Source organism: Pseudomonadota bacterium (assembly GCA_026388255.1).
Lineage (GTDB): Bacteria > Desulfobacterota > Syntrophorhabdia > Syntrophorhabdales > Syntrophorhabdaceae > JAPLKB01.
Map to the genome: position 1 here is coordinate 89,315 of JAPLKC010000080.1, position 25,493 is coordinate 114,807.

The 25,493-nt window shown below is 44.4% G+C and carries 26 protein-coding genes and 1 pseudogene; 20 read left to right on the top strand and 7 right to left on the bottom strand.

Annotation, left to right across the window (positions count from 1 at the left end; genetic code table 11):
• The first annotated feature begins 11 nt into the window (after positions 1-11).
• From ftsZ to NT178_09555, 5 genes are all read left to right on the top strand, one after another.
• Positions 12-1,148, top strand: a complete 1,137-nt coding sequence (ftsZ, locus tag NT178_09535) for a cell division protein FtsZ (protein ID MCX5812770.1) — start codon at positions 12-14, stop codon at positions 1,146-1,148.
• A gap of 93 nt (positions 1,149-1,241) precedes the next feature.
• Positions 1,242-2,843 (top strand): radical SAM protein, encoded by a 1,602-nt coding sequence (locus NT178_09540; protein ID MCX5812771.1) that lies wholly within the window; start codon positions 1,242-1,244, stop codon positions 2,841-2,843.
• 574 nt (positions 2,844-3,417) lie between these two features.
• Positions 3,418-3,612, top strand: a complete 195-nt coding sequence (locus NT178_09545) for a hypothetical protein (protein MCX5812772.1) — start codon at positions 3,418-3,420, stop codon at positions 3,610-3,612.
• 33 nt (positions 3,613-3,645) lie between these two features.
• The gene (locus tag NT178_09550) at positions 3,646-4,347 is read left to right on the top strand and encodes a HEPN domain-containing protein (protein ID MCX5812773.1); all 702 of its coding nucleotides are present in this window, start codon (positions 3,646-3,648) and stop codon (positions 4,345-4,347) included.
• 182 nt (positions 4,348-4,529) lie between these two features.
• Positions 4,530-5,753 (top strand): type I restriction enzyme HsdR N-terminal domain-containing protein, encoded by a 1,224-nt coding sequence (locus tag NT178_09555; GenBank protein ID MCX5812774.1) that lies wholly within the window; start codon positions 4,530-4,532, stop codon positions 5,751-5,753.
• 621 nt (positions 5,754-6,374) lie between these two features.
• Here the strand turns inward: NT178_09555 and NT178_09560 are convergent.
• Positions 6,375-6,749, bottom strand: a complete 375-nt coding sequence (locus NT178_09560; GenBank protein ID MCX5812775.1) for an HTH domain-containing protein — start codon at positions 6,747-6,749, stop codon at positions 6,375-6,377.
• Positions 6,746-7,033: a DUF6516 family protein gene (locus NT178_09565; protein ID MCX5812776.1), complete on the bottom strand. Its 288-nt coding sequence runs from the start codon at positions 7,031-7,033 to the stop codon at positions 6,746-6,748. Before NT178_09565 ends, NT178_09560 begins: the two co-directional genes overlap by 4 nt.
• A 665-nt stretch (positions 7,034-7,698) precedes the next feature.
• On the opposite strand from NT178_09565, the pseudogene NT178_09570 reads away from it, so the two are divergent.
• The 3 genes and pseudogenes from NT178_09570 (at position 7,699) to NT178_09580 (ending at position 9,849) form a co-directional block, all read left to right on the top strand.
• Positions 7,699-7,970, top strand: a pseudogene (locus tag NT178_09570) (BrnT family toxin).
• On the top strand, positions 7,957-8,223 hold the full coding sequence (locus tag NT178_09575) for a hypothetical protein (protein ID MCX5812777.1): 267 nt from the start codon (positions 7,957-7,959) through the stop codon (positions 8,221-8,223). Before NT178_09570 ends, NT178_09575 begins: the two are co-directional and overlap by 14 nt.
• A 672-nt stretch (positions 8,224-8,895) precedes the next feature.
• A complete protein-coding gene (locus tag NT178_09580) occupies positions 8,896-9,849 on the top strand; it encodes a 2-dehydropantoate 2-reductase (protein ID MCX5812778.1) in 954 nt (317 codons plus the stop codon).
• A gap of 68 nt (positions 9,850-9,917) precedes the next feature.
• On the opposite strand, the gene NT178_09585 is transcribed toward NT178_09580, so the two are convergent.
• The 5 genes from NT178_09585 to NT178_09605 all read right to left on the bottom strand — a co-directional run bounded on the left by NT178_09585 (position 9,918) and on the right by NT178_09605 (position 14,151).
• Complete coding sequence (locus tag NT178_09585; GenBank protein ID MCX5812779.1) at positions 9,918-10,706, bottom strand: SDR family oxidoreductase; 789 nt, start codon at positions 10,704-10,706, stop codon at positions 9,918-9,920.
• Positions 10,707-10,759: 53 nt separating this feature from the next.
• Positions 10,760-11,599, bottom strand: a complete 840-nt coding sequence (locus tag NT178_09590) for a hypothetical protein (protein ID MCX5812780.1) — start codon at positions 11,597-11,599, stop codon at positions 10,760-10,762.
• A gap of 46 nt (positions 11,600-11,645) precedes the next feature.
• Positions 11,646-12,971: a HAMP domain-containing sensor histidine kinase gene (locus tag NT178_09595; protein ID MCX5812781.1), complete on the bottom strand. Its 1,326-nt coding sequence runs from the start codon at positions 12,969-12,971 to the stop codon at positions 11,646-11,648.
• Positions 12,961-13,659: a response regulator transcription factor gene (locus NT178_09600; protein ID MCX5812782.1), complete on the bottom strand. Its 699-nt coding sequence runs from the start codon at positions 13,657-13,659 to the stop codon at positions 12,961-12,963. The genes NT178_09595 and NT178_09600 overlap by 11 nt, the downstream gene beginning before the upstream one ends.
• Positions 13,660-13,722: 63 nt before the next feature.
• A complete protein-coding gene (locus NT178_09605; protein ID MCX5812783.1) occupies positions 13,723-14,151 on the bottom strand; it encodes a Spy/CpxP family protein refolding chaperone in 429 nt (142 codons plus the stop codon).
• Between the two features lie 364 nt (positions 14,152-14,515).
• On the opposite strand from NT178_09605, the gene fdhD reads away from it, so the two are divergent.
• The 12 genes from fdhD (at position 14,516) to NT178_09665 (ending at position 25,163) form a co-directional block, all read left to right on the top strand.
• Positions 14,516-15,343, top strand: coding sequence for a formate dehydrogenase accessory sulfurtransferase FdhD (gene fdhD / locus NT178_09610; GenBank protein MCX5812784.1), 828 nt, complete (start codon positions 14,516-14,518; stop codon positions 15,341-15,343).
• Positions 15,344-15,560: 217 nt separating this feature from the next.
• Entirely contained in the window at positions 15,561-16,940 is a 1,380-nt protein-coding gene (locus tag NT178_09615; GenBank protein ID MCX5812785.1) for an FAD-binding protein, read from the top strand.
• A gap of 18 nt (positions 16,941-16,958) precedes the next feature.
• Positions 16,959-18,227 (top strand): (Fe-S)-binding protein, encoded by a 1,269-nt coding sequence (locus NT178_09620; protein ID MCX5812786.1) that lies wholly within the window; start codon positions 16,959-16,961, stop codon positions 18,225-18,227.
• Positions 18,228-18,276: 49 nt separating this feature from the next.
• Positions 18,277-19,881, top strand: a complete 1,605-nt coding sequence (locus NT178_09625) for an AMP-binding protein (GenBank protein ID MCX5812787.1) — start codon at positions 18,277-18,279, stop codon at positions 19,879-19,881.
• Positions 19,868-20,053, top strand: a complete 186-nt coding sequence (locus NT178_09630) for a hypothetical protein (GenBank protein MCX5812788.1) — start codon at positions 19,868-19,870, stop codon at positions 20,051-20,053. The genes NT178_09625 and NT178_09630 overlap by 14 nt, the downstream gene beginning before the upstream one ends.
• Positions 20,040-20,468, top strand: a complete 429-nt coding sequence (locus NT178_09635; GenBank protein MCX5812789.1) for a hypothetical protein — start codon at positions 20,040-20,042, stop codon at positions 20,466-20,468. The genes NT178_09630 and NT178_09635 overlap by 14 nt, the downstream gene beginning before the upstream one ends.
• A 69-nt stretch (positions 20,469-20,537) precedes the next feature.
• Positions 20,538-20,909: a transporter gene (locus tag NT178_09640; GenBank protein MCX5812790.1), complete on the top strand. Its 372-nt coding sequence runs from the start codon at positions 20,538-20,540 to the stop codon at positions 20,907-20,909.
• 190 nt (positions 20,910-21,099) lie between these two features.
• Positions 21,100-21,966, top strand: coding sequence for a molybdate ABC transporter substrate-binding protein (gene modA / locus NT178_09645; GenBank protein MCX5812791.1), 867 nt, complete (start codon positions 21,100-21,102; stop codon positions 21,964-21,966).
• Positions 21,963-22,739, top strand: coding sequence for an ABC transporter permease (locus NT178_09650; protein MCX5812792.1), 777 nt, complete (start codon positions 21,963-21,965; stop codon positions 22,737-22,739). Before modA ends, NT178_09650 begins: the two co-directional genes overlap by 4 nt.
• 16 nt (positions 22,740-22,755) lie before the next feature.
• Positions 22,756-23,805, top strand: coding sequence for an ABC transporter ATP-binding protein (locus NT178_09655; GenBank protein ID MCX5812793.1), 1,050 nt, complete (start codon positions 22,756-22,758; stop codon positions 23,803-23,805).
• A gap of 102 nt (positions 23,806-23,907) precedes the next feature.
• Positions 23,908-24,450 carry a flavodoxin family protein gene (locus tag NT178_09660; protein ID MCX5812794.1) on the top strand — a complete coding sequence of 181 codons (543 nt, stop codon included), beginning with the start codon at positions 23,908-23,910 and terminating at the stop codon, positions 24,448-24,450.
• A complete protein-coding gene (locus tag NT178_09665; GenBank protein ID MCX5812795.1) occupies positions 24,447-25,163 on the top strand; it encodes a tRNA 2-thiocytidine(32) synthetase TtcA in 717 nt (238 codons plus the stop codon). Before NT178_09660 ends, NT178_09665 begins: the two co-directional genes overlap by 4 nt.
• Positions 25,164-25,493 lie beyond the last annotated feature (330 nt).

Sequence of the window (25,493 nt, forward strand, 5' to 3'; positions counted from 1 at the left end):
GAGTCTTTTATATGGATGAGGATAACGGTTTTTCAGCAAAACTAAAGGTTGTAGGGGTTGGGGGCGGCGGATGTAATGCTTTAAACAACATGGTGGACGCAGGCGTTCCCGGTGTTGAGTTTATCGGAGTCAATACGGATGTCAAGTCCTTGAGTACATGTAAGGCTTCAGTTAAGATACAAATAGGAGGCAAATTGACCAGGGGGCTCGGTGCAGGTGCGGACCCGGAGGTCGGCAGGAAGGCAGCCCTGGAAGATACGGAAAAGATTATCGAACACCTGAAGGGCGCTGATATGGTCTTTATTACGTGCGGGCTTGGAGGTGGCACCGGAACAGGCGCATCTGCAGTCATCGCGGAGATTTCAAGGGAACTGGGCGCCTTAACAGTAGCAATTACGACAAAGCCCTTTTCTTTTGAAGGCAAAGACAGGATGAAACAGGCAGAAAACGGGGTAATCCAGTTAAAAACCCGAGTCGATTCTCTCATTACCATACCTAATCAGAGGCTTATGTCTATCGGCGGCAAACATATGACCATTATGGAAGCTTTTTTCAAGGCAGATGAGGTACTCCTCAATGCTGTCAGAAGTATATCAGATTTGATAGTAGGGTCAGGCCATGTAGTTGTAGATTTTGCGGATGTAAGGACCATCATGAGTGAGCGAGGGATGGCAATCATGGGTATCGGGGAATCCTCCGGTGAAAACAGGGCAAGGGATGCAGCCCAGAAGGCCATATCAAGTCCACTTCTTGAAGATATCTCTATTCACGGCGCAAGAGGGGTGCTGATAAACGTAACAGGCAATAAAGACATGACCCTCCATGAGGTGCACGAAGCCTCCTCATTAATTCAGGAACAGGCGCACGATGAAGCAAAGATCATATGGGGACTTGTCTATGATGAGAGCATGGAAAATGCGATGAGGATAACGGTCATCGCCACCGGTTTCGAAGAAAAGGCTATCGTGGATGAGGATGTACCCGATATGTTCAGCAAAAGCAGGCTTTTTGAAAGCGAAGACCTGCCTCCCTTTATGAAGAAAAAGGTTGCAATAGACTACAAAGAAATAAAGATGAAAAGCGATATCATTGATATTGACGACGACAGATACGATATCCCGACTTTTTTGAGGAAACAGGCCGACTGATTTTGGATTTTGAATGTTGGATTTTGAATTGCGGATTTTGGAATAAAATGGTTCAAGCTGTTTAAACAGCATAGCATGCAATTTTGAATTATTATGAAAAAGGTTTTATGTAAATCCAAAATCCAGAGTCCAAAGTCCAAAACAAAGGCACAACCAACAGGGCGCAAAGAGCTTCTTGCATCCGAGAACGGAACAATAGTAAAAAAATGGGGCAATAAAATCCATGTATGCGTGGTATTTCCGAACACGTACTATATAGGCATGTCCAACCTCGCCGCCCATATCCTGTATAAAACACTCAATAGTTATGATGATGTTGTCTGCGAAAGGTGTTTTCTCGAAGAGAATGGTGAATGCGTATCCATTGAGAGCGGAAGGCCTCTTAAATCTTTTGAATGCATATTTTTTACAATATCCTTTGAAATGGATTTTATAAACATCCCGAAGATTTTACGTCTTTCTTCCATACCAGTATATTCTGAAGAAAGAAAAAAGAACGATCCCATCATTGTTGCCGGGGGTATCTGCGTGATTTCAAACCCGGAGCCCATCCACAGCTTTATTGACCTCTTTATCATGGGTGACATCGAGTCAACCATCCCGGATTTTATGGAAAAGTTCAGGGAAATGAGAGGCAAAGACAGGAAAGAAGCAATTGATGAATTGAGCAAATTCGATTGGGTCTATAATCCGGCAAGGCTCAGGGTTTCGTACCAGGAAGATGGGATTGTAGGGTCTTTTACGCCGGAAGATTTTATTGTAAAGATAAACAGGTATAGAGGTAAAACCCTGGGAACATCAGCCATTGTTGCGGAAAAGACTGAATTTTCCGATATGTTCCTCGTAGAAGGGACGCGTGGCTGTCCCTCAAAATGCCCCTTCTGCCTTTTAGGCAATTCCTACCGCTTTGTCTGCGATAAAATCCTCCCGCTTAAAACCGATATGGAGGATATTGGTATTATCGGGGGAGGAGTTTCGTTCCATCCGCATCTTGTAGAAATCACTACCGCGCTTAAAGCTGCCGGCAAGCGCGTCCATTTTCCTTCCTTAAGGCTTGATGAAATTCCGCTTTCAATTATAGAGCTTATGCGGGATGAGATTAAAACATTGACCTTCGGGATTGAGGCGGGCACGGAAAGACTGAGGGTCGTTATCGGCAAGCCCTTAACGGATCAGGAGATTTACGATAAATTAAGCGCCATACTGAAAATTAAGCCCTTTAATCTGAAACTCTATTTTATGATCGGCCTGCCCGGTGAGACGATGGAAGATATAGAGGGTATTGTGGAGCTTGTGAAACACGTTAAGCATATAATGGTTAAGGAAGGCGCAAAGAGAGGTTTTGTCGGCAGCGTTACCGTCCACGCGAGTCCCTTTGTCCCGAAGCCCTCCACCCCTTTTCAGCGGTTTCCCATGAACGATATAGATGAACTAAAGGACAAGATTAACCGGTTAAAAAGATCTCTTGCCAAGGTTGATAACACATATTTTACCCATGAGTCGGTAAAGTACAGTTTTGTCCAGGCTGCACTTGCCCGGGGCGACAGAAGGCTGAAAGATATTATTCTGAAATTTGCCGACAATGTGAGCTTAAGCAGAATCATGAAGGACAGCGCCATTAATCTGAATTTTTACGCACTGAGAGAGCGGGGCAAGGACGAGATTATGCCGTGGGATTTTATAAAGGTTCAGTAATACTTTTCAGGTTGTTTTCTTAGCTGGTCAACGTCATGAAACAAATCCTCATCTGCGGCGCTCTGCCGCGCCTTGCGATCCTCCGACGTACGTTAAGTATAGTTTTACGGGCTGCAAAGCTTGCATCTCATCTACATCTGAAGAATTTCTTCCATGACGTCGCCCACTCCAAGCCGGATTAGCACCAACCTTCGCGCTGGTGCTAATCCGGCAGAAAAAAGGAGGCTTTATACCAATAATGCGAATTGATATTAGAAAAGCTATTCACATTATTAGGAATGTCCCGATAGTCCCCTTCAAAAACAGCGTCATACCGGCGAAAGCCGGTATCCAGAGGTGTTTAATTTTCTGGATGTTCAAACTAATTCAAATCCAATCGACAAATCCGGTGGAATAACGTTTATTCGGAGTTATCTTCTTTTATTAATAATCATCTGAATTGTAGTGTTATCCAGTTAGGAGATCATGGAAAAAGCTGTTTAATTTTATCAATTTTATTGAATAATTACTTGAACATTGATATTATCCATAAAACTATATAATAACTGATTATGCCCAAGGATAGAGATATAAGATGAGCAAAATAATCAATAAAGAAAAAATGATGATCGTAGAATCCATCAACAGAAGACCGTATGGTGCTAAGTTGTCTGTTCTGCTTGATGATTCAACACGCATGATACTTCACGGTGAGGCATGTTTGTTGACCAATACCGGCTACATTGTCAAGGTCTGTCCAACAAAATCGCCATCTACTAATGAATCCTAAACTGCATCTGGGTTTCGAGCATGGGAAATCTTTGTGGAAGGATTCGCTACGGCAGGAGAAGCCGAGAAAAAGGGGCTTGAGATAGCTTTTGGAATATTGTGGGGAGCAATCTCTGAAAACTACTCCGTTCGTCTTCAGTATCAGACTCCTCTGCCTTGCGTGGTCTATGACCGTTCAAGGCAAGGATCAGGCGCTTTTCTCACGGCAAGCGCCACCGTTATATTTGGAAAACCTCTGGCAAGTATTACAAATGCGATTGATGAAGGGCTTTCGTCCAAGGAAAGTGGTAATGAGAAGCTCATGCTGGCAATGGAGCTTTTTGCTTCCGCTAGGCAGGAATCAACGGAAAGATCACGCTTTATTGGCCTGGTTTCATCTCTGGAGCCTTTGGCAGAGCAGCAGGTCTTTACCCCTGAAATATCCACAGTGATAGATCATTTTAAGGGCCAGATCAAGGACTTGAAACTACCTTCCCGCATTGAGGCATCGTTGTTGGGGCAAACAGAGGGCCTATATACCGAGTCTGTTTCGAGTGCAATACGCAGACTAATCAATGAAACTCTGCCTGATGACAGTAAGGCATTGCATGTCATAGAAGATGCCTACAATTTACGGAGCCGCATTCTGCACGACGGCACCACCGATGCGGATTTGAATCAAAAGAGTCGGGAAGTGGAGGCCGTTGTGAGGCAGGTTATCGCCTCCAGAGCCGCTCTTCGTCTTAGAGTACCATGAATCAAGTGCACGGCATAACCCGTGGATGGAGCCAATCGGCCATAAAGGGGCCTCTGGCTGATCCTGTTAGGCACAGAGATACTGACATGAATGAAACACGAGTTATGACGACATCATCATGAGGTGACTATAGAATGGATCAGGAAACACTAGAGGAAATTTGGGCCGAATTCTGCTTTCATTTGTCGGATAATGTTAGTCCAAGCATCAATGAGAATATCTTTGAACAAAAGGTATTGTTCACGCTGGAAAAGCTCCTTGGATGGAGTCAGTTCAAGGGGGAGATCAAGGTAAGGCCTTCGCTTCAGATCGGGCGTCAGAATTTCATAACCCCGGACATAGTACTATACACCCCCGACAATAAGGCCGTCATTGTTTTGGAGATAAAAAGGCCTGTTGAAGACTTAGGTAGACCCGGGACTTTCGGACAGCTTCAGTCCTATATGCGCCAAACCAAGGCTGATTTCGGTTTTCTTGTAGGCAAAGAGATTCGTGTCTACTACGATGGGATTCTGAGCCCGAACGCCGATCCGCTCTTATTGTCCAAAATCCGCTTCAAAAGTGATTCTGCGGAAGGGACCGACTTTGTCGAGCTTTTCAATAGGGACAGTTTTATTGCGGGAAAATATGAATCGTATTTGAAAGCGCACATAGACCGATTACAGCAGGAACGGAAAATAGATGCCGTAAGAGAGCGTTTGCAATCTGAGGAAACCAGCCAGAGATTACTTAAACTCCTTCAGCATGATATCACGGACGTAGAAACACAAATCCTGATGGAAGCAATGAAGGGCCTAATAATAAAGGTATCATACGGCAAAACTCTTCAGAACATAAGATCAGTATCTCTTGGAATAGCAATATCAAACAAGCGGCAGGATTTTATTTTTGTCTGCAAAAACAAGGCTTCAGGAAAGTATTTCATCTATATAGAAGATCTTAAAGATGATCATATTCGCCTAATCAATCCCGATGGCGGGCAAATTGACCTCAACGCCGACCTCTTTGAGGAGCCCAAGGACGAAACTGTTGACTATCTCCTATCTTACAAATTGATAAACGAAACGCAGCTTGGAAAATACCATCAATATGTGTCGTCGCAGCCCGAGGACCACGATACGGCAGTCGACCACAATTCGGATAAAGCGAAGACCACGAAGAGACTGCCATCTAACGGCAGTACCATGGGTCGAAAGAACCGTAGCCCCTCTGCTTATGAATGGAGCAGGGGGGTGCCTGAGTTGTCAAGAATCTCAGGCCGCGCTACTTGGAGAGCAATCTGCGACTACTTGAAGGTTTACGTAGGTGCGGACTCAGCGAGACGGGCACTAAAGGACTGGGCCAGAGAGAACCGACGCGGTTGGCCACCAATCCCTGAACCATTATCTCGGGGGAAAGGAACATGAAACATGCGAATTCAACTTCAAAGTACACCACATGGATTGAGTAGGTGGACGGAAATGGGGACATCCTATACTCCTCCTGTCAAGCAATTTTCCACTAAAAAATAATTCATATAAAATCCTGTTATTATAACATACTCCTTTTTAAGGACGTAGGTGGGGACATCCTTCAACACTTCAATTAAACAGATGGCGGGAAGTAAAATAAAAAGTCATAAATCTTCAATAATGAGACTTTGCAGACACTGTGTCTGCAACAATTGCAGAAAATGTTTCTGCAAAATTAAAAATCCCAGTAAAGCCAATACAGTCTTTGGTTTGAACAATTAGGTATATTTTGCTTGCACTGTGCGTTTAGACAATTAAGTATATTTTGCTTGCACTGTGCAAGCAAGCATGGAAACCTTTTTAAATATGTTTTTTATGGAGTACAAAAAGGCAAAATAAGAAGGTTCTTAAAACCGGCTGGTTTTACTCTCCCTGAAAGTTGGAAGGCGAAGGGAACACGCTTGAGATGTTAAGGAAAAAACAGAAGGATTATCAGCCCTTGACGGCCTGTTGCTCCTGGCTCCTGTTGCTCCTGGCATTTTCACGCCGTCGCTGACAACACAAGGGGCAATGCATTTAAACCGGTATTTCCAACAGTATTTTCCCATAATCAACATGTGGTATAACCCGTTTTCTCTCTGTTTCAATCTTTTCAAGGGCAACCAACCCTATTTCCGATAAAAGCTTCAAATCCTGATTCACGCTTTTCAGGTCTCTGTTGAGAATCTTTGCCAGCTCGTATATAGAACCCGGTTTATTCTTGCGTATGGTTTTAAGGATAAGGAGTCTGTTATTGGTGAGAACATTCCTCATGGTATCAATGGAATCAAAATAGAGACCTTCCTCTTTTTTTACCTTCTTTCCACTCTCCAATTTTTTCCAGGCTTCAGAGAAGTCTTTTAAACTTGTTTTTAAATCTTTGATCCCGATGTCAATCTTCTTTGCTTTCATATCTCACCCTTTTTGATTTTTTCTACATCACTATTGAAATCCTCAATCAAAATGTCCATTCCTTTGAACTCGTAAGGATGTTCTTTATTTTTGTAATGCCTGTGATCACCCTTTCCCTCTCCGTTGTCATAACCCAAAACCCGTTTACCGTCCCTGATGTATACGAGAGAATATCTGTAGCCATAAGGTTTGTCCTTAGTCTGCGGTACCTTCCATATTTTCATCTCAGCAATATCACCATTGGATTCAACGTTCTTTCTGTAAAATAAAAGTTCACCATCCATATAGGGTATGTTATACCTTATACATTAATATGTCAATGCAAATCGGAGGGGCGTTGACACGGCAAACTAATTTGGGGTCGGACCAAACCATTTAAAAGCAGTGCAGGGGAGATGGGGACTTCAATAATTCAATTAAACAGATGGCGGGAAGTAAAATAAACAGTTATAAATCTTCAATAATGAGATTTTTCAGAAAATGTTTCTACAAAATTTAAAACCCCCGTAAAGCCAATACAGACTTTGGTTTGGGTAATTAAGTATATTTTACATTCACTGTGAATGTAAGCATGGAAACCTATTTTAAATTGTATTTTATGGAGTACAGAAAGGCAAAAATAGAAGGTTCTTAAAACAGGCGGGTTTTACTCTCCGCGGAAGCGGGAAAACACTCGATGGCAGGCCTCCTGAATTTTAGGAAACAGTTTTAAGAACCATAGCCCGAAATACAGTGTCTGTATTGACTCTCCAGAGATTTCAAGAGTTTCTGCCACTGTGGCAGAAACTTCTTCCAGTACATATTCTGGAGAACAATTGTAATTCACTAAATTAGGTTCTTCCTTATTCTTGCTATTTTCTGAGCACAATAATTGCATTAAGAAAATGTTGGGCGTAAAATAACTGAAAAACTTCGGGCATAAGTCCAAGAATATGATATAATTTGAGACATGAAAATTGAATGGGACCCAAAAAAGGCAAAATCCAATCTTAAGAAACATGGAGTCTCATTTGAGGAAGCAGCAACAGCCTTGAGTGACCCCATGGCTGCAACTGGCGCTGATCCTGATCACTCAATAGCCGAAGAGCGCTTATTACCTTTGGCGTTTCAGAAAAAAGACGGCTTGTGGTGGTATCTCACACCGAGAAAGATGAAACAATTCGAATCATAAGTGCCCGCAAAGCGAGCAAAGGAGAACGAGAACTCTATGAAGAAAAATAAAGAACCTGATAAAGAAGAATTACGGGCGGAGTATAAGAGCTCTGATTTTCCCGGCGGTCTTGTACGGGGTAAATATGCAAAGCGTATGAAAGAATCATCCAATGTCATTGTCCTTATGCCAGAAGTTTCTCAGGTGTTTCCAAATGAAGAGGCGGTTAATAACGCTCTTCTTTCACTTATTGATATTGCACAAAAAACAACACGCCAAACAAGGCGTTCCACTGGATCACCCAAAAAACGGGCTTCCCAGTGAACTTTGTGTTGGAACCGAATGATAGGATAAACAGTCGTAAATCTTCTGTTATTGAGACCTGCGGACACAGTGTCCGCAACACTTGTAGAAAATGTTCCTACAGAATTTAAAATCCTCATAAAGCCAATACCAGCTATAGTTAAATACATTTTTCCTGCAATGTGCAGCTTGCATATAAATATATTTCTGAAGGCGCATTGCCTCAAAATAAGATTGAAGACGCAGTCCATGCAGCGGCAGCGACAGTCTTCATGGCATATTCTTGTGTAGGGACTCTGTTTTATGGGAGTCTGGTCTTGCAATCATACAATTCTTGTGGGGGGGGCGAAAGATACGCACTTGACATTTCATTAAACAACAATTGACCGAACGGGGAGATAGTAAATTTTCTTTGACAAAATTGCGGAGAAATGAAATCATGTAATCGGGTGGGGCAATAAGCACGGGTCCAAGTACCGGTTTAGAGGTTACGTTCCGGGGCGTCAGGACAAAATCCTGTTTTCAGGAGCGCCTAATCTCATTGTGCTATTGTCCCCACCCTTTTTGTAAACAATGAGGAATAAAGTTCCGTTTATCATGCGGATGCAGTCAATCGCCGACAAAAGTCGGCTCTTGCCGATGGCTGTGTTGGACACACGGATATAGACATAGTATGCTGGGGGTCTAACAAATATGAATATTGGAATTATTGGTGTAGGGGGTGTTGGAGGATATTTCGGGGGAAAGATCTGTAAAGAGATCTTAAGTCAGGGAGCAAAAGTCTACTTTGTAGCGAGAGGCAGGCATCTTGATGAGATTCGCAAGAAAGGTCTCCATGTCAGCACCACCACAGAAGGAGATTGGATTTGCAACCCGACTTTGGCCACTGATCGTATTGAAGAACTGCCTGTTCTAGACGTTTGTTTGTTGTGCGTCAAATCCTACGACCTAAAGAGTGTGGTTCTGCAGTTTGGCGGCAAGGTGTCAGACTCCACGTTAATGATCCCTTTATTGAATGGCATTGATATCTATGAAAGAATCAGAGAAAATCTCCATCTTGCCAGTGTCCTGCCTGCTTGTGTGTATGTAGGCACGCATATAGAAGCCTTTGGAAAAGTGACTCAAAACGGTGGGGCATGCAAAATCCTCCTCGGTAAGGACCCACAACAGGCAACCACAGTTCCCGATTCACTTTTCGAACTTTTCAGGACGAGCAGGATCAACTATGAATGGTTTGACGACGTTTATCCTGAGATTTGGGGAAAGTATGTGTTTATCGCCAGCTTTGGCCTTGTGACGGCAGCTTTTAATAAAACACTCGGTCAAGTTGTGGAATCACGTTTCTTAAGTGACTATGTCCTTTCCGTCATGACTGAGATTGTCGGGCTTTCCCGGAAGATAGGAATTAATTTGCCGGAAACAATAATCACGGACTCCTTTCAAAAGGGGCACAATTTCCCTTATGAAACGAAAACATCGTTCCAGCGTGACTTTGAAAATGTGCACAAACCGGACGAACGCGATTTGTTCGGAAGCACGGTCCTTCGTTTGGGTAAACAATTTGATATCGATACCCCTGTTACACAGAAGTTGTGGGATATCCTGAATAATAGAAAACCTCTACCGGATGAAGGCGAATTGGTATAACTTTTATTTTGGTGCCCCCATCCCCTACCACATGCGTGTCCCCATCTCCGGCCCGAGGTCGTGTTGTGTTACGGATAGTTCTGACCGGTAGGGCGAATCATGATTTCGTTGACATTGACATGAGGCGGCAATGTAAGCAGCCAGTAAATTCCTTCGGCAATATCCTGGGGTTCAACTAATTTACCGAATTGGTCAACCGTATTGAAGAAGTTCTCCTCATTGTAACCGGCTACCCCCTGGAATTCGCTAAGCACGATACCGGGCATAACCAGGGAAACACGCACTCCATGTACGCAGATTTCACGGCGAAGAGCTTCCGCAAATGCAGAAACGGCGAATTTGCTTGAACCGTAAAAGCTGCCGAAGGGCGAGATGTTTCGTCCGACTACCGAACCGATGGCTATTATGTCTCCTCTTTTCTGTTGGATCATGTATTGTCCGGCACGGCGCATCAGGTAGGCCGCACCAAGAACATTGACCTGGTAAAGTTCCTGCCACCTGGATTCGTCGCTGTTGAGTATGCTGCCTGCCAGTCCGTGGCCCGCGTTGGCAACAACGATATCATACTTGTACCCTCCTTCTTCCCAAGCTAAAGCGCTGTTAAGAAGCAAATCAATGTCTGTCTGAATGCTTGCGTCACCTGCCACAACGAGAGCTTTACCATTGTGGTCGGAAATTTCCGAAGCCAGTTCATCCAGCCTTTCTTTACGGCGAGCCTGAATCACCACCGCAGCGCCTGCCTGCGCGAGGGTCAAAGCTGTGGCACGTCCTATGCCGGAACTGGCGCCGGTTATGATGGCTGTCTTGCCGGCAAGAAGTCGATTTACCATTCTCTCATTTACTCTGTCATAGCTCATTTTTTTGCCTCCCTTTTGTGATTAAGGCAAACACACATCTCCCGCCAATGTCTTCAACATCCTTTATGTTGCCTGTTATGAGATTTTTGAAACAGCAAGGATATATATACTCCTATTACTATTGCAATCGCATCAAAAACACAGCGATACAATAAGTCCGATACCGGATAATCAATAAATAATAGTGCAAATAAATTAAAGATAAACCAGTTGAGCCCGAAGATAATCCCGCCAAACAACAGGGCCTGTTTCAGAGGACTTCCCTGCCCTATATGCCTGCCGACCAATCCGTACATGACTCCAACCCAACAGCCCATTGCCGCTGTCCACAGGAAAGTTGCGAGCGGTCGTACAGCATAGGTTGACTCAATATGAAGCACTGTGTAAGAGAAATATCTCATTGCCACATATGTCACAGAAATTATCATCATAGCAGGGAATGCTCTATGCCTGTCTTTCTCCCTATCCGGCATATCATCGGACATATACTTCCCGAGCAGGAGACTCATGCACAGTATTGCGCAGCCATCGGCTATTCCTGTATAGACTTCGCCGAAAAAGGAGACCGGAAAGAGCACATAGGCTTCGATCATGCCGATGAAATACATTCCGCCCAATGCAATTCCGAAGGCTCCGCCTTTTTGAAGCTTTGTTCCCGGGAGGTTTTTCTGAATCATAAGAAATATCAGTCCCTTGATGCAGAATGCCAAGATAAGAGATGCAGAAGCAGCCGGCAGAAACCAGCCGGATGTTATCACAATGCTTTGAACTCTGGTGCTCACATTCATCAATGGATCCTGCTGCACTTGATGTAGAAGAACATCAAACACTGTGCTTGCAATAATTATGAGAAAGAATTTCAAACTCTGTTTTTTCAGTGTATGTGTTGCCATATTTTACTCCTCTTTCATATTCTGATTTATTATCTTCCTCAGAATTCTAACAATTATCATGGAACAAAGGGAAAAAGAGGGAGACAATTGTGCCGGTTCCCGGAGTGCTCTCGACTTCTATCTTCCCCTGGTGAGACTCCATAATTGTCTTGCAGAGGCTCAGACCCAATCCGTATCCCCCTGTATGTCTGGATCGCGACTTGTCTACCCGGTAGAAAGGTTCAAAGATATAGGGCAGTTCTGTTTCCGGAATACCGATACCCCGGTCATGAATCTGAATAATTGCGTATTGAGGATCTTCCTTCCATAAGAGCCTTACAGGTTCACCGTCATGAGGGGAATACTTGACGGCATTATTGATAATATTATTGAAAACAATTTTCACGAGCATAGGATCGCCGTGGATGCAGGCGTTGTCCGGAATGTTGTCGATCCTGATTCCCGGCGGTCTGTTCGCATAGATTGCAGAAATTTCGTGGAAGAAAGCCTCGACAGATATTGCTTCAATGCGCAGGCCCTCTGTTGTATTCCTCAGCCTGGCAGCTTCCAATATTTCAGAGATCATTATTTCCATTTCCCGGATATCGTCGGCGATGTTCTCTTTCGTCTGCCCATCAGGCATCAATTCAAGAGCAACTTTCACGCGCGTTAAGGGGGACCGCAATTCATGGCTTACATCCAGAAGAAGCTGATCTTTGGCATAGAGCATGCTTTGGACCCGAAGCGTCATGGCGTTGAAAGCCTCTGCAAGATGATTGAACTCTGTTGTGTGACTTGAGGGAACCCGGTGATCGAGATGGCCGTTGCCGACCTGCCGGACACCTTCGGAAAGAGATTTCACAGGTCTCAGGATATGCCTGATTACGAGGTAGGCAGCCAGGACAACAATCGTCAGGAGAAGAATCAACACGATTATAAATACTATCTTCCTGATCTCCAGCGGGGGATGGGTTTGAAAACTGAAAATGTATACGTGGGGGCCTTGCGATAAGGTGATAATATGTTTCCCATTTTTGAAGGGTATCCTTATAAATCGGTTCTTTTGATCATTTTTTAATCGGAGCTTGCCACTCTGGGGGATTTCATTCGATGTTGTCCATGTCAGATCCGGACTTTCGTAGCGTATCTGCAGGGCAGATTGTTTGACGATCTCCTTTGCCCGATCCAGGCTCGGCGGCGTTCCCAGGTCTTTAATGATGTAGTCGAGATACTGATCAATGTTGTACTGCCACGCCCCTCTCCAGGTTTCCTTTGCAGCATGAATAAAAAATACGGCTACAATGAGATTTATGCTGATTCCGGCAGCCAGGAGAGTGAGAAGAATTTTTGTAAAAACCGAATGAATGAGCCTCTGAAATCTGCTATTCGCCATCTTCGCTCTCCTCGACAATAAAGACATATCCGGTTCCCCAGACAGTTTTAATGAATAAAGGCGACTTCGGGTCATCCAGCAATTTCGAACGGAGGCGGCTCATAACTATATCCACGGAGCGGTCAAAGGCCTCGTATTCAATCCCCCGCAGGGCATCCATTATATGGTCACGGCTCATCACAATGCCCGCATTATTTGCCAGCAAGGACAGTGCCTGGAACTCAGTGGTGGTCAGATCGACGGGTTCATTGTTGAGCAGGACTGTCCGTCTCTGAAAATCGATGAAAAGAGGTCCGAACCGTCGCTTAGGGGTAACTGTAGAATTTCCTGTACGCCTGAGAATTGACTGAATACGTGCAACCAATTCCCGGGGCTCAAAGGGTTTGGCGAGATAATCATCTGCGCCCAGTTCGAGTCCCACAATCCTGTCGGTAACTTCCCCTCTCGCAGTGAGCATGAGAATCGGGGTTGTATGGGATCGTCGTATCTGCTTGCAGACTTCAAAACCATTCATACCGGGTAGCATCACATCAAGGATGATCAGTTGCGGCTGAAGTGTTTTAATTTTCTTCATCCCCTCTTCGGGGCGGGTAGCACTTTCGATGGAAAACCCATAATTACCGAGATAATCCTTCAGTAAATGGTTGAGTTTCTCGTCATCATCGATAATAAGGATTGTTTTCTTCAATATAGGCTCCAAAGTTCAGGGAAACGGCGCCCGCTTCTCGCTTCACGACGGGCGCCGTTTTTGTCAATTCCAGCAATTATGACGGTCTCTCAGATATTTCACGAGCCGTTCCTTTTGTTCAGGGCTGAGCGTGCTGTGAAACTTTGTCAGTTTGTCGATCATCAGAGATGAGAATTCATCCATTCTGGCCTTTTTCTCATTGATCATTTTCTTGAGTTTTTCCTGGTCGATAATGTCACTCTGAAGCAGGGCCAGGAATTCTTCTTTCTTGGACGCATGATTTTTCTTCATCTCCGCCATTTTTTTCTTCAATTCCTCTTTGATGCCCTCAAGCTCTTGCTGCTGTGCTTCATTCAATTCCAGTTTTGATTTGAGCTTTTCAGTAACACGGTCTGCCATCTTTTCAGGTGTAGGGCGATGGCATCCGCCGAGAAAAGCAACACAAATTAAGAGAATCGGAACACATATTCCTGCTACACATTTTTTTAACATAGGTTCTCCTTTCAGGTAAATAGGGTATTTTTGCCACAATGACCCGCTGTTATTTCAGCGTCCATCCTTTTTCAAAAAGCTGATTTTTATCTTACCGGTCACCTCCTTCCATGCATTTTGTACTTTCTGTATCTGTTCTTTCATGGGTAATAACCTCATGGTTATGAGGAACAACCAGAATATCTCTTCTGCGGTCTTTTGGTTCAGCTTCCAATTGACAGCTATAAAGTATAGAAACTGCATTGTCATTCAGAAGAAATACCATTTTTCTTTTGATAATGTTTTTCATGAAGGTAAAAGTGTGTAACAAAGTGTAACAGTATTGCGGGAGGCAATTAGAGGTGATTTATGATATAATGAGGTAATGGAGGGAGACATAATAAATACCGGCAAGGTTTCAATCATAAGGTTTTCAGATGCAGAACGCATTCAGGTTGACGATATTGTTATTGTTGAAGAACCTTTAGAGATATTCATTGACGATGAGCCCTTCTATACGACAATGCGGATGCCAGGTGAAGAAATATTGCTTGCCCTTGGCATATGCTTTACTGACGGCATTATAGATTCCATGGAAGACGTGACAGGCGTAAATTATTGCAGTGATGTTTCCCGGAATAAGATCAATGTTTATTTGAACTCTCAATTAAATAAGAAAGACCGTCTCAAGAATAAACAAAGACGCTCGACAGCATATTCGAGCTGCGGCATCTGCGGCATGGATATGATCGAGGGCATGACCAACACCACTGGCAGAATAGAGCAGAAGGTAACAATGGATATCGCAACTATCTCCAACATGCAAAAGGCTATACAGGAAAACCAGGTTGTCTTTCCTTTAACAGGCGGAACTCATGCTGCAGGAATCTTCAGTGCAGAAGGAGAACTTCTGTCATTTTCGGAAGACGTGGGAAGACACAACGCCCTCGACAAGGCCATCGGAAAATTGTTATTCAACCGTAGCACCGCTAAGGCTGCTGTCGTTGTTTTAACCTCAAGGCTCAGCTTTGAGATGGTTCAAAAAGCTGCCCGCCTGGGTGCTGAAATCATCTGCGGGGTATCATCGCCCACCTCTCTTGCCATAGATCTGGCGAAAACAGTAAATCTTACCCTTATCGGGTTCCTGCGGGGCAACCGAGGGAATATTTACACCTGCCCCGGGCGTATTAAAAACGGTTTTGCCTGTCATTAACATCACAAACAGAGAGATTTTATTGTTCTTCATGAACATGCCAACAACCAAAGGTTTGCATAAAAATCAGGTAACAGCCGGTAATAAAAACAGAATAAACGGTATACAATTTTTAGAAATCTACTGGTGTATTTTCTTGACAATAAAGGAAAATAAGGCTATAAAAAGATTAAAATGTGTAACAAATTTAAATAATATGTAGAATAAGGGGGTATGGATGTTAAAAGAATCATTAGTATCGGAGTTTCAAAAAATCGTTGGAAAAGAGAACGTCCTTACAACACCGGAAGCGTTGAAGGCATACTCATACGATGGGACTACGAGCTGGATCCATGAACCTGATTGCGTCGTATTTCCAAAAACCACTCAGGAGATCTCTGAGATCATGAAGATTGCCAATGCTGAAAAGATACCCGTGACCCCGAGAGGAGGGGGCACAAACGTAAGCGGCGGTTCTGTCCCCTGGCTTGGAGGGGTTGTCCTTTGCACGACAAAGATGAACACAATATTGAAGATTGATAAGGAAAACCTGACAGCTACCGTTGAACCCGGAGTCGTGCTTCAGGACCTGACCCTCAAACTGGCAAAAGAGGGGCTGTTCTTTCCCCCTGATCCCCAGAGCTTCCTCGGTGCTACTCTGGGCGGGATCATAGCGGAAAATGCCGGTGGCCCAGCCTGTGTAAAATACGGTGTGACAAAACAGTATATCCTGGGTCTTGAGGTTGTGTTCCCTGACGGCAGGATTGCAAACTTCGGCGGCAGGACATTGAAGAATGTAGTCGGTTATGATCTGCTCCATATCTTTGTCAGCTCTGAGGGCACACTCGGCGTTATCACAAAGGCAGAACTGAAGCTCAACCCCATACCGCCTGCAAAGAAAACGATCATGGCAGTATATGCAGAAATAGCAATGGCAGGCGAGAGCGTATTCAGGGTCCTGGAAAACGGGGTAATACCCGGCAAGATTGAACTTCTCGATAACTGGGTAATCAACAGAATAGAAGAGATGATGCCTATGGGACTTCCAAAGGATGCCGATGCAGTGCTGCTCTTTGAATGCGATGGAATCCCGGAAGCAGTTGAAAAAGAGACTGAAAAGATTGTTGAGATTACGAAAAAATATGGAGCCACGGATGTCAGGGTTGCAAAGGATGTAGATGAGGCAAATAAATACTGGATGGCAAGAAAGGCGGGCTTTGCGGCAGTCTTTGGAAAAGCGCCTACGGTTATGGCAGAAGACGTTACGGTTCCAAGGGGCAAGATTCCCGAGTTTATAAAAAGGTGCAGGGATTTGTCAAAGAAATATGACGTTGAGATGTGCATACTGGGTCATGCAGGTGACGGCAACCTCCATCCTGCCATACTTTCGGATATAAAAAACAAGGACCTCTATGAGAGGGCTTTAAAGGCAATGGACGGGATCATTGAGGGCGCTGTCGAGTTTGGCGGCGTACTCTCCGGAGAACATGGCATAGGTCTCGAAAAACAAAAATTCTTCAGAAGAACCATGGATCCTGTTGCCGTTGATCTGATGATGAAGATCAAGGCGCTTCTTGATCCGAACAACATCATGAACCCGGGCAAGATCTGGGATTAGCATATAAGGGGGTTGAGCTTGAAAGACCTGAAAGAGCTTAAAAAAATTGAAAAATTTGCAGACCAGTGTATGAAATGCGGTTTTTGCAGTTTTTTCTGTCCTGTGTATCAGGAAGAGAAGGTTGAAACCGCAGTTGCACGAGGAAAAAACTATCTTATAAAGCTTGCCCTGAAGGGCGAACAGGAGTTTACCGAGGAGATGGCTGATATTATCGGAAAATGCCTCCTCTGTAAACGGTGCGCTGCCAACTGTCCATCAAAAACACAGATTGACCGGGTTGTCGTGGGAGCAAGGGCACAGATGGTGAAAGACAAAGGGCTTGGTTTTATTAAGGATTTTGCATTTAGAAAGGTTATGTCAAACAGAAAGGCCTTCGGGAGATATGTAAAACTCGCAAAGGCTTTCCAGTGGATGCTACCAAAGACTGAAGGTAATATCAGGCATTTGCCTGACTTTTTAAAGGCCCTCGGACAGGGAAGGCACATCCCTAATCTGGCAAAGACCTTTTTGCGTGATATGGTAAAACCGGTATACAAACCCGTAAACGGCGAGAAACCAAAAATGAGGGTAGGCTTCTTCATGGGCTGCGCAACCGATTTTGTATATCCTGAGCTGGGACTGAAGTTGATAGATTTTCTTACCAAAAGGGGTATAGAGGTTGTTGTGCCGGAGAGCCAGAATTGCTGCGGCGCTGCCATCTATTTCAGCGGTGATTTTGAAACCGGTCGGATGCTTGCAGAAGAGAACATAAAAGCCTTCGAAGGGGTTGACTATGTTGTCACTGCCTGCGGCACATGCAGTTCAACGCTTAAGGATTATCAGAAGTATCTCCCCGACAACGAAGATCAGCAGAAACGGTATGAGGCCTTTGAAAAGAAGATAAAGGACAGCACAGAGTTCGTAATCGATGTTATGAAAATTCCACCGGAAGACTTTAAACTGAGGAAGGAATTTGAAGGCAAGACCGCCACATGGCATGATCCGTGCCATCTTATAAGGTATCAGAATATTAAAGAACAGCCCAGGGCGATCCTAAAGGCATTAAAGGGATTGAAATATGTGGAGATGCCCAACGCGGATATGTGCTGCGGCATGGGCGGTTCCTTCAGCGTGTATCACTATGACCTTACGAAGAAGATAGCCGACAAGAAGATGGACGGCATCAAAGCAACGGGAGCGGATATTGTAGTTACTGCCTGCCCCGGTTGTATGATCAATTTAATAGACAATGCTCTGAGGAACAAGATGACCCAAAAGGTATATCATTTCCTGGAGCTTGTCGAGTAAGCGTAAATTTAAAAAAGCTGACTTTAAAACTACTTAAGGAGGGTTAATCATGAACAATGGTCACTGGATGACGGCAAAGGATGTCTTGAGGGTCAATGCCTTCAAATGGCCGGACAAGATAGGCATCAAAGACATGAACAAAGCGTATACCTTTAAGCAGTGGGATGACAGGGCGTGCAGACTTGCAAATGCCCTTGCCGATATGGGTCTTAAGAAAGGCGAAAGATTTGCTGTGCTTGCATACAACTGTGTAGAGTGGCTCGAAATATATGCTGCTGCTGCAAAGGGCGGATTTATCTGTGTGCCGCTGATGTTCAGGCTTGCAGAACCGGAAATGGAATACATAATCGATCACTGTGAGGCAAAGATATTTATAGTACAAGGCGGAAAAGACAGAGACGGGGCTGAACTTCCATGGATAGATGCGGTCAACGGGATGAAGAAAAACCTCACTACAGTCGAAAAGTATGTCTCTTTTGCAATAGATAATCCACACTTCGACGGTTTTTCCTCTTATGAGGATATAATCGCAGCAGCAAGCCCGGGAGAGCCTGCGGTAACGGTTGATGCGGATGATATCTGGGTCATCATGTATACAGGCGGGACAACAGGGAGGCCAAAAGGCGTTATGAAGAGCCATGCCAACCTCTTTGCCCAGTATTTTATTATGATTTACGACCACCAGTTTAATTTTGAAGACACAAACCTTCTTGTCATGCCTTGTTGCCACGTCAACTCATTGTTTTACTCCTTTGTCGTCACATGGGTAGGCGGCACTGTCATGGCATATAATATGGTGAGCTTTAATCCTGAAAACCTCCTGAAGACCTTTGCAGAACATAAGATCACCTTTACCTCTCTTGTTCCGACCCATTATATTATGCTTCTTGCACTCCCGGATGCGGTAAAGGCCAAATACGATGTAACATGCGTAAAGAAGCTCCTTTGTTCTTCAGCTCCGGCAAGGCGGGACACAAAACTCGGTATTCTGGAGATGTTCCCGAATTCAAACCTCTACGAAGCATACGGGTCTACAGAGGCAGGCATCGTGACTGTGTTGAAGCCCCATGAACAGATGACAAAACTTGGCTCCATCGGACGTGAGGTCATGGGTACGGATATAATAAAACTCTACGACGAAGATGGAAACCTCATCACAAAGCCGAATGAGGTGGGCGAACTCTACTCAAGAAGCTCCATGCTCTTTGAAAGTTACTGGAAAGATCCGGAAAAGACAGCAGCAGCAATGAAGGGCGAGTACTTCAGCGCAGGCGACATGGCCTACATTGATGAGGACGGATACTATACACTCGTTGACAGAAAGGCCAACATGATAATCTCCGGCGGTGAAAACATATTTCCCTCTGAAGTGGAGAACTGTGTCGGCGGGCACCAGGCTGTAAAAGACGTTGCAGTTATCGGCGTACCTCATGAAAAGTGGGGTGAGCAGGTTACCGCTTTTGTGGTCCTGCATGAAGGAAAGACTGCAACACCGGAAGAGATCTCAGGTTTCTGTAAAGGCAAGATCGCCGGTTTTAAGGTTCCCAAGAATGTAATCCTTATAAAAGATGAAGAGATGCCAAGAAGTGGCGCAGGCAAGATTCTCCACAGGATGTTGAGAGAACAATACGGAAAGTGGAGTGACCACACATAAAAGCATCTCTTGCAGCTCACACGGTGAGCGAGAGGGGAAGGCTCCGACGGCTCTGCCGGTGGAGGGGGCGACGCAAGCCCCTGTAAATGAAGAGATGCCAAGAAGTGGCGCAGGCAAGATTCTCCACAGAATGTTGAGAGAACAATACGGAAAGTGGAGTGACCACAAATAATATCGATGAACAGGATGTAAAAAAAGCGGGGATTGACTCCCCGCTTTTTTTATACATGAAAGACTTATTTATTGCCCATTGGGGCAAGATAATAAGAGCACTGGCTTTAACGGTTTGCTTAATCGTTGCGGTTGTTGACATATCATATACCAGTCACCCACTCATTACCGACGATGCATATACCCAGGGAAAGGGTAATTTTCAATTGGAGGTTACCGGTGACTATGTAAATGACAAGGATACCGACAAGGGAGCGACAACAAATTCCGCAACAGCCGCTACAACTATATACTTACGGGATAATAGAAACCATAGATATAGTTGCAACAATGGGCTATCAAAACATAAGGAAGAATACCGATGGAACTACTTCAAAAATGACGGGGTGGTTGATGCAGGGATAGATGTGAAATAGAGGTTCTACGAGAAAAGAATGACCTCTTTCTGGCAATCAAACCGGGCATAATTTTTCCTACAGGCGATAATGATAAAGGATTGGGCAGCGGCATCGTCCGCTTTCGATTCTTTTTCATCTCAAACAAAGGAATTAGAGCCCTTTACTTTACACCTGAACCTGCGATACATGAGGAATAATAGCAAGAACGATGAAAAAAAATATATCGCTCACGCCTCTTTGGCAGGCGAGTGGAAGATTATGCGAAAACTCAGACTTGTAGCCAACGCAGGCATCGAAACATGCAAAGACCGTTCATACGTCAATGACCCGGCCTTTATCCTGGGAGGGCTTATCTGCTCTATTACTGATAAGATTGATATCGATGTGGGGATCAAACACGGAATCACGAGGACAGAGAATGATTTTACTGCACTTGCCGGTATAACAATCAGGTTCTGAGAGACCGAAATAGTTGAATACCATTTTCTTGTAAACAAATTTCAGCAAAATGAAAATTGACAATCGTTTTATTCTATACACAAATAACCTTTGACAAAAGCAGATAATTTGGGCTATTTTATAGCGTTATTTACATACAGATATAACGGTATTTAACGCTTGACTCTTGTAATAGAAAGGAGGCAACATCATGCATTGCTACCGTACCTTGTTTGGCATGGGCATGGCTGTAATTATTTTTTCCATGCTATTTTTATCAACGAGCCCATCATATGGCGAAGAACTGGTAATTTTTGCCGGGGCGGCAAGCAAACCCCCGACAGAAGAAGCTGCAAAAGCATTTGAAAAAAAGACAGGCGTAAAGGTAAATATCAATTTCGGTGGTTCAGGCTTTGTGCTTTCGCAAATGGGTTTAAGTAAATCGGGTGATCTCTACTTTCCGGGTTCATCGGATTTCATGGAACTGGCAAAAAAGAAAGGGCTGGTCTTCCCTGAAACCGAGCGCTATGTCGTATACCTTGTCCCGACCATAAACGTACAGAAGGGAAACCCGAAGGGGATAAAATCGCTTCAGGATCTCACAAGGCCGGGGGTCCGGGTTGCCATTGCAAACCCTGAAGGGGTCTGTCTTGGCTTGTACACTGTTGAGATTATTGAAAAGAATTTCGCTCCCGCAGAAAAGGCTGCCTTTAAAAAAAATCTTGTCAATTATACAGAAAGCTGCGAAAAAACAGCAACCGCTGTGTCATTGAAGGCAGTGGATGCTGTGATCGGCTGGAACGTATTCGAGTACTGGAGTCCGGATCGTATAGAAACCATCCCCCTTAAAAAACAGGAGGTTGTACGTATCGGTTATATCCCTATCGCCATATCGAAATTTACCAAAAACAGGGTCCTTGCCCAAAAATTTATTGATTTTGTTTTATCCGAGGAAGGAAAGTCCCTGTTTAAAAAATACCATTACTTCATGAATCCTGAAGAAGCGGCACAATGGATTGGAGAGAAAAAACCCGTCGGTGGTGAATATACGGTCCCGAAGGATTGGATCAAAAAATGAGTTTCAAACGACTCGCCATTGTCTTCAGTTTTTTCATATTTATCCTGTATGCCGGGCTTATCCTGTCACTTTTTTATTTCTACAGGGCAGGACTGTTTCTTGATATCCTTCTCTCTGAAAGGACCCTGTTCTCCATCCGTTTAAGCCTTACCGCGGCGACAGTTGCCACCATGCTCTCGGTTTTTTTTGCCGTCCCTTCCGCCTATGCTCTGTCGCGGTTCAGGTTTCCCGGCAGGCAGGTGATTGATACTGCCCTCGAACTTCCCATGATCGTCTCCCCCGTTGCCCTGGGCGCAATGCTCCTTATCTTTTTCAATAATCCTATCGGAATTGCCATTCAGGATAGGGGCATACAAATAGTTTTTACCGTCTACGGCATCCTCCTTGCTCAGTTCGTAACCACTGTCGGCATTGCAACGAGGCTTATTAAAGCAGCTATGGACGAGATCCCCCAAAGATATGAAGAGGTGGCAAAGACCCTCGGGGCGTCGCCTGCAAAGGCCTTTTTCACTGTTACACTGCCGCTGAGCAGGAAAGGGATTATCGCTGCTTTTATCCTTACCTGGGCAAAGGCCCTCGGTGAATTCGGCGCAACAATTACCATTGCCGGTTCTATGGCGATGAAAACAGAGACTATCCCTGTTGCAATATTTATGAGACTTGCCGGTGCAGACATAGAAGGGACAGTAGTCCTGGTCCTGATCCTCATCGGGATCGGCCTTGGTGTTCTGTACAGTGTGAGGCTGTTTACCCGGAAGGCAAGTTATATATGAATCGGATGACTAAGCCATGCCCCGTATAGAGTTGAATAACATAAGCAAATACATACTCCACAATATAAGCCTCGAAATAAAGGACAAGGAACTTCTTGCCCTTGTTGGCCCGAATGGTGCCGGGAAATCTACACTCCTTAATGTCATTGCGGGACTCATTGATTACAGCGGTGAAGTGTTTTTCGACAATAAGCAGATGGATCGTATCCCACCCCACAAACGGGGAGTAGGCTACCTGTTCCAGGATTTAGCCCTCTTTCCCCATCTAAACGTGTCTTCCAATATAGCCTACGGTCTTAAAATACAAGGATATCCTGCAAAAACTATTCACAAAAGGGTGTCGGAGCTTATGGACGCCCTGAATATAACAAAACTGAAAGATAGATACCCCATGTCTTTAAGCGGCGGGGAAAAACAGAGGGTAGCAATTGCCCGTGCCATTGCTCCGTTTCAGAAGATTTTGCTTCTTGATGAGCCCTTCTCCGGGCTCGATCCGCAAACATCGAAATACTTCCGGATAGAATTATGGGAGCTATTGAAGCGTCTTGAGATTACATCAATATTTGTAATCCACGATCTGTTGGGCGCAGAAGAACTGGCCGATAGAATTGCCATTATTCACAACGGCTGTATAGAACAGATTGCATCCCCGAACGATATTTTTTTTAATCCCGGCACTGATGTAGTCTCGGATTTTATCGGTATGCCGAATATCTTAAATTGCGATAGCTGTCGCATCCTCTCTTCGGGGCTTATAGAAGTCACATCAGGTGATATGGTGATTGTTCTTCCCTATGAAGGCATTGGCATTAAAAAGCTCGCCATACCCCCTCAAGACATCTTCATATCGGATACAAAACCGCCGGGGCCTGCCCTTAACCGTTACAGGGGAATTGTTACCGAAGTTTTGCCGATTAATTCTACAACAAGGGTAAGGGTGGCTATAGGAGACAACAACCTTCTTGCCGAGCTTCAAAAAAGCACCTTTGACGAAATGCACCTTGAGATGGGCAAAGAGGTCTACGTTATTATAAAACTCCGGAGATTACGTTATTTCGAAGTGTAATTCACCATGCCGCATTCATATAATATCCATATATTCGCCACTTGACCCTTCAGGCAAAATCCTCTTATAATAAGGAAATTTGAAACACAAGGGGAGGCAATAATGAATACTGTTATTTTATTCGGAAGTCCGCGAAAAGAGGGCAATACAGTCCAGCTTACCGGCATATTTTCGCAAACATTAAAAGAGAGAGGACATAACGTTCGAACCATATATTTGAACGACTTGAATATCAGGCCCTGCCAGGGATGTCTTGCCTGTATGCCGGTAGGGATATGTAAAATAAATGATGATATGAAAGACATACGTAAATATATTATGGAATCCAACATTATTGTCTATGCAACGCCCATCTACTGGTTTTCTTCATCCAGTCAGTTAAAACTCGTAATTGACAGGTCTTTAGCTTTTCTTGATGAGAACTATGGGTCACGGGTCAAAGGAAAAAAGGCCGTCACCATCATAACCTGCGCCGATGAAGATATTGAAACATGCAGACCTGCCATAGATATGTTCAAGAAGACCTTCAGCCTTCTTGGCCTTGACTATGCGGGCAGCATTGAAGCAACCGGGTGTGAACAAAAGGGCATCGTGAAAGACGAGTATAAAGAAAAAACAAAAGCACTTGCAGAATCCATAGCATGAATATAAGTGGTCCCCTGTACTTTACAACTAAAAAAGTAGGCAAAGCCATCTGGGATTATCAGATGCTTAAAGAAGGCGACAAAGTGCTGATAGGCGTGTCGGGGGGCAAAGACAGCCTTTCTCTTCTCAGGATCATGAAGGAACGGATAAAATTTGTCCCTATAAACTATGAAATTACGGCATGTTTTGTAGATATGGGCTTTGACTGGGTCAACAAGGATATATTAATCGAACATTTTGAAAAAGAGGAAATCCCCTACGTCATTGCGCCGCACCCTGACGGATGGAACGGAAAAGAAGCTTTCGACTGCTTCTGGTGCAGTTGGAACCGAAGGAAGGTATTGTTCGACCTTGCCCACGAAGGCGGGTATAACAAGATTGCCTTTGCCCACCATATGGATGATATTATTGAAACAATGCTTTTGAATCTCTTTTTTCAGGGGGAAATAGGCACCATGCGTCCCTATCAGGAGATGTTTGACGGCGAGCTTGCAATCATAAGACCCCTGGCATATGTCGAAGAAAAGGAGCTGACCGGGCTTGCAAAAGCGCTCGAACTACCCGTCATCTCCTCTGAATGCCCCAACGGCAAGACATCAAAAAGAAGCCTAATAAAGGGCGTTATTGCGGAGCTTAAAACACATAACCCGAATGTGAAAAAAAATATCTTCCGAAGCCTGCAAAAGGTAAGGAAAGAATACCTGCTGGATTGATTATAATACCAATTCGCCTTCAATCATTTAACTTCGTTACCTCATCGTCACGCTCCTCGACGTCCCTTCTGATACCCTACAACCCGTGGCACACGCACATTGAATGCTGGTTCGAGGGTAAAGTGTTTGTGGGGGTTATATATAACCGGTTTATGCTTTCGCGCATTAACTGGAAGCCGCTGCCTTAGGTAAAACCAATTGTTTATTCTGTTTCTCTTCCCGAATCAAACATGACATCATCGGGTAATTCATCAACATCTCCGGCAATGGCAGGAAAATGTTTTGTAAGCAGTTCCCCTGCTTCCATAATGGCTTCGCAGAGAGCATCAC

Bases quoted from the DNA above. Each gene is read 5' to 3' on its own strand.
- ftsZ (MCX5812770.1), top strand. From the start codon at position 12: ATGGATGAGGATAACGGTTTTTCAGCAAAACTAAAGGTTGTAGGGGTT.
- NT178_09540 (MCX5812771.1), top strand. From the start codon at position 1,242: ATGAAAAAGGTTTTATGTAAATCCAAAATCCAGAGTCCAAAGTCCAAA.
- NT178_09545 (MCX5812772.1), top strand. From the start codon at position 3,418: ATGAGCAAAATAATCAATAAAGAAAAAATGATGATCGTAGAATCCATC.
- NT178_09560 (MCX5812775.1), bottom strand. From the start codon at position 6,749: ATGAAAGCAAAGAAGATTGACATCGGGATCAAAGATTTAAAAACAAGT.
- NT178_09565 (MCX5812776.1), bottom strand. From the start codon at position 7,033: ATGGATGGTGAACTTTTATTTTACAGAAAGAACGTTGAATCCAATGGT.
- NT178_09575 (MCX5812777.1), top strand. From the start codon at position 7,957: ATGAAGAAAAATAAAGAACCTGATAAAGAAGAATTACGGGCGGAGTAT.
- NT178_09580 (MCX5812778.1), top strand. From the start codon at position 8,896: ATGAATATTGGAATTATTGGTGTAGGGGGTGTTGGAGGATATTTCGGG.
- NT178_09585 (MCX5812779.1), bottom strand. From the start codon at position 10,706: ATGAGCTATGACAGAGTAAATGAGAGAATGGTAAATCGACTTCTTGCC.
- NT178_09590 (MCX5812780.1), bottom strand. From the start codon at position 11,599: ATGGCAACACATACACTGAAAAAACAGAGTTTGAAATTCTTTCTCATA.
- NT178_09595 (MCX5812781.1), bottom strand. From the start codon at position 12,971: ATGGCGAATAGCAGATTTCAGAGGCTCATTCATTCGGTTTTTACAAAA.
- NT178_09605 (MCX5812783.1), bottom strand. From the start codon at position 14,151: ATGTTAAAAAAATGTGTAGCAGGAATATGTGTTCCGATTCTCTTAATT.
- fdhD (MCX5812784.1), top strand. From the start codon at position 14,516: ATGGAGGGAGACATAATAAATACCGGCAAGGTTTCAATCATAAGGTTT.
- NT178_09615 (MCX5812785.1), top strand. From the start codon at position 15,561: ATGTTAAAAGAATCATTAGTATCGGAGTTTCAAAAAATCGTTGGAAAA.
- NT178_09625 (MCX5812787.1), top strand. From the start codon at position 18,277: ATGAACAATGGTCACTGGATGACGGCAAAGGATGTCTTGAGGGTCAAT.
- NT178_09640 (MCX5812790.1), top strand. From the start codon at position 20,538: ATGATAAAGGATTGGGCAGCGGCATCGTCCGCTTTCGATTCTTTTTCA.
- modA (MCX5812791.1), top strand. From the start codon at position 21,100: ATGCATTGCTACCGTACCTTGTTTGGCATGGGCATGGCTGTAATTATT.
- NT178_09650 (MCX5812792.1), top strand. From the start codon at position 21,963: ATGAGTTTCAAACGACTCGCCATTGTCTTCAGTTTTTTCATATTTATC.
- NT178_09655 (MCX5812793.1), top strand. From the start codon at position 22,756: ATGCCCCGTATAGAGTTGAATAACATAAGCAAATACATACTCCACAAT.
- NT178_09660 (MCX5812794.1), top strand. From the start codon at position 23,908: ATGAATACTGTTATTTTATTCGGAAGTCCGCGAAAAGAGGGCAATACA.
- NT178_09665 (MCX5812795.1), top strand. From the start codon at position 24,447: ATGAATATAAGTGGTCCCCTGTACTTTACAACTAAAAAAGTAGGCAAA.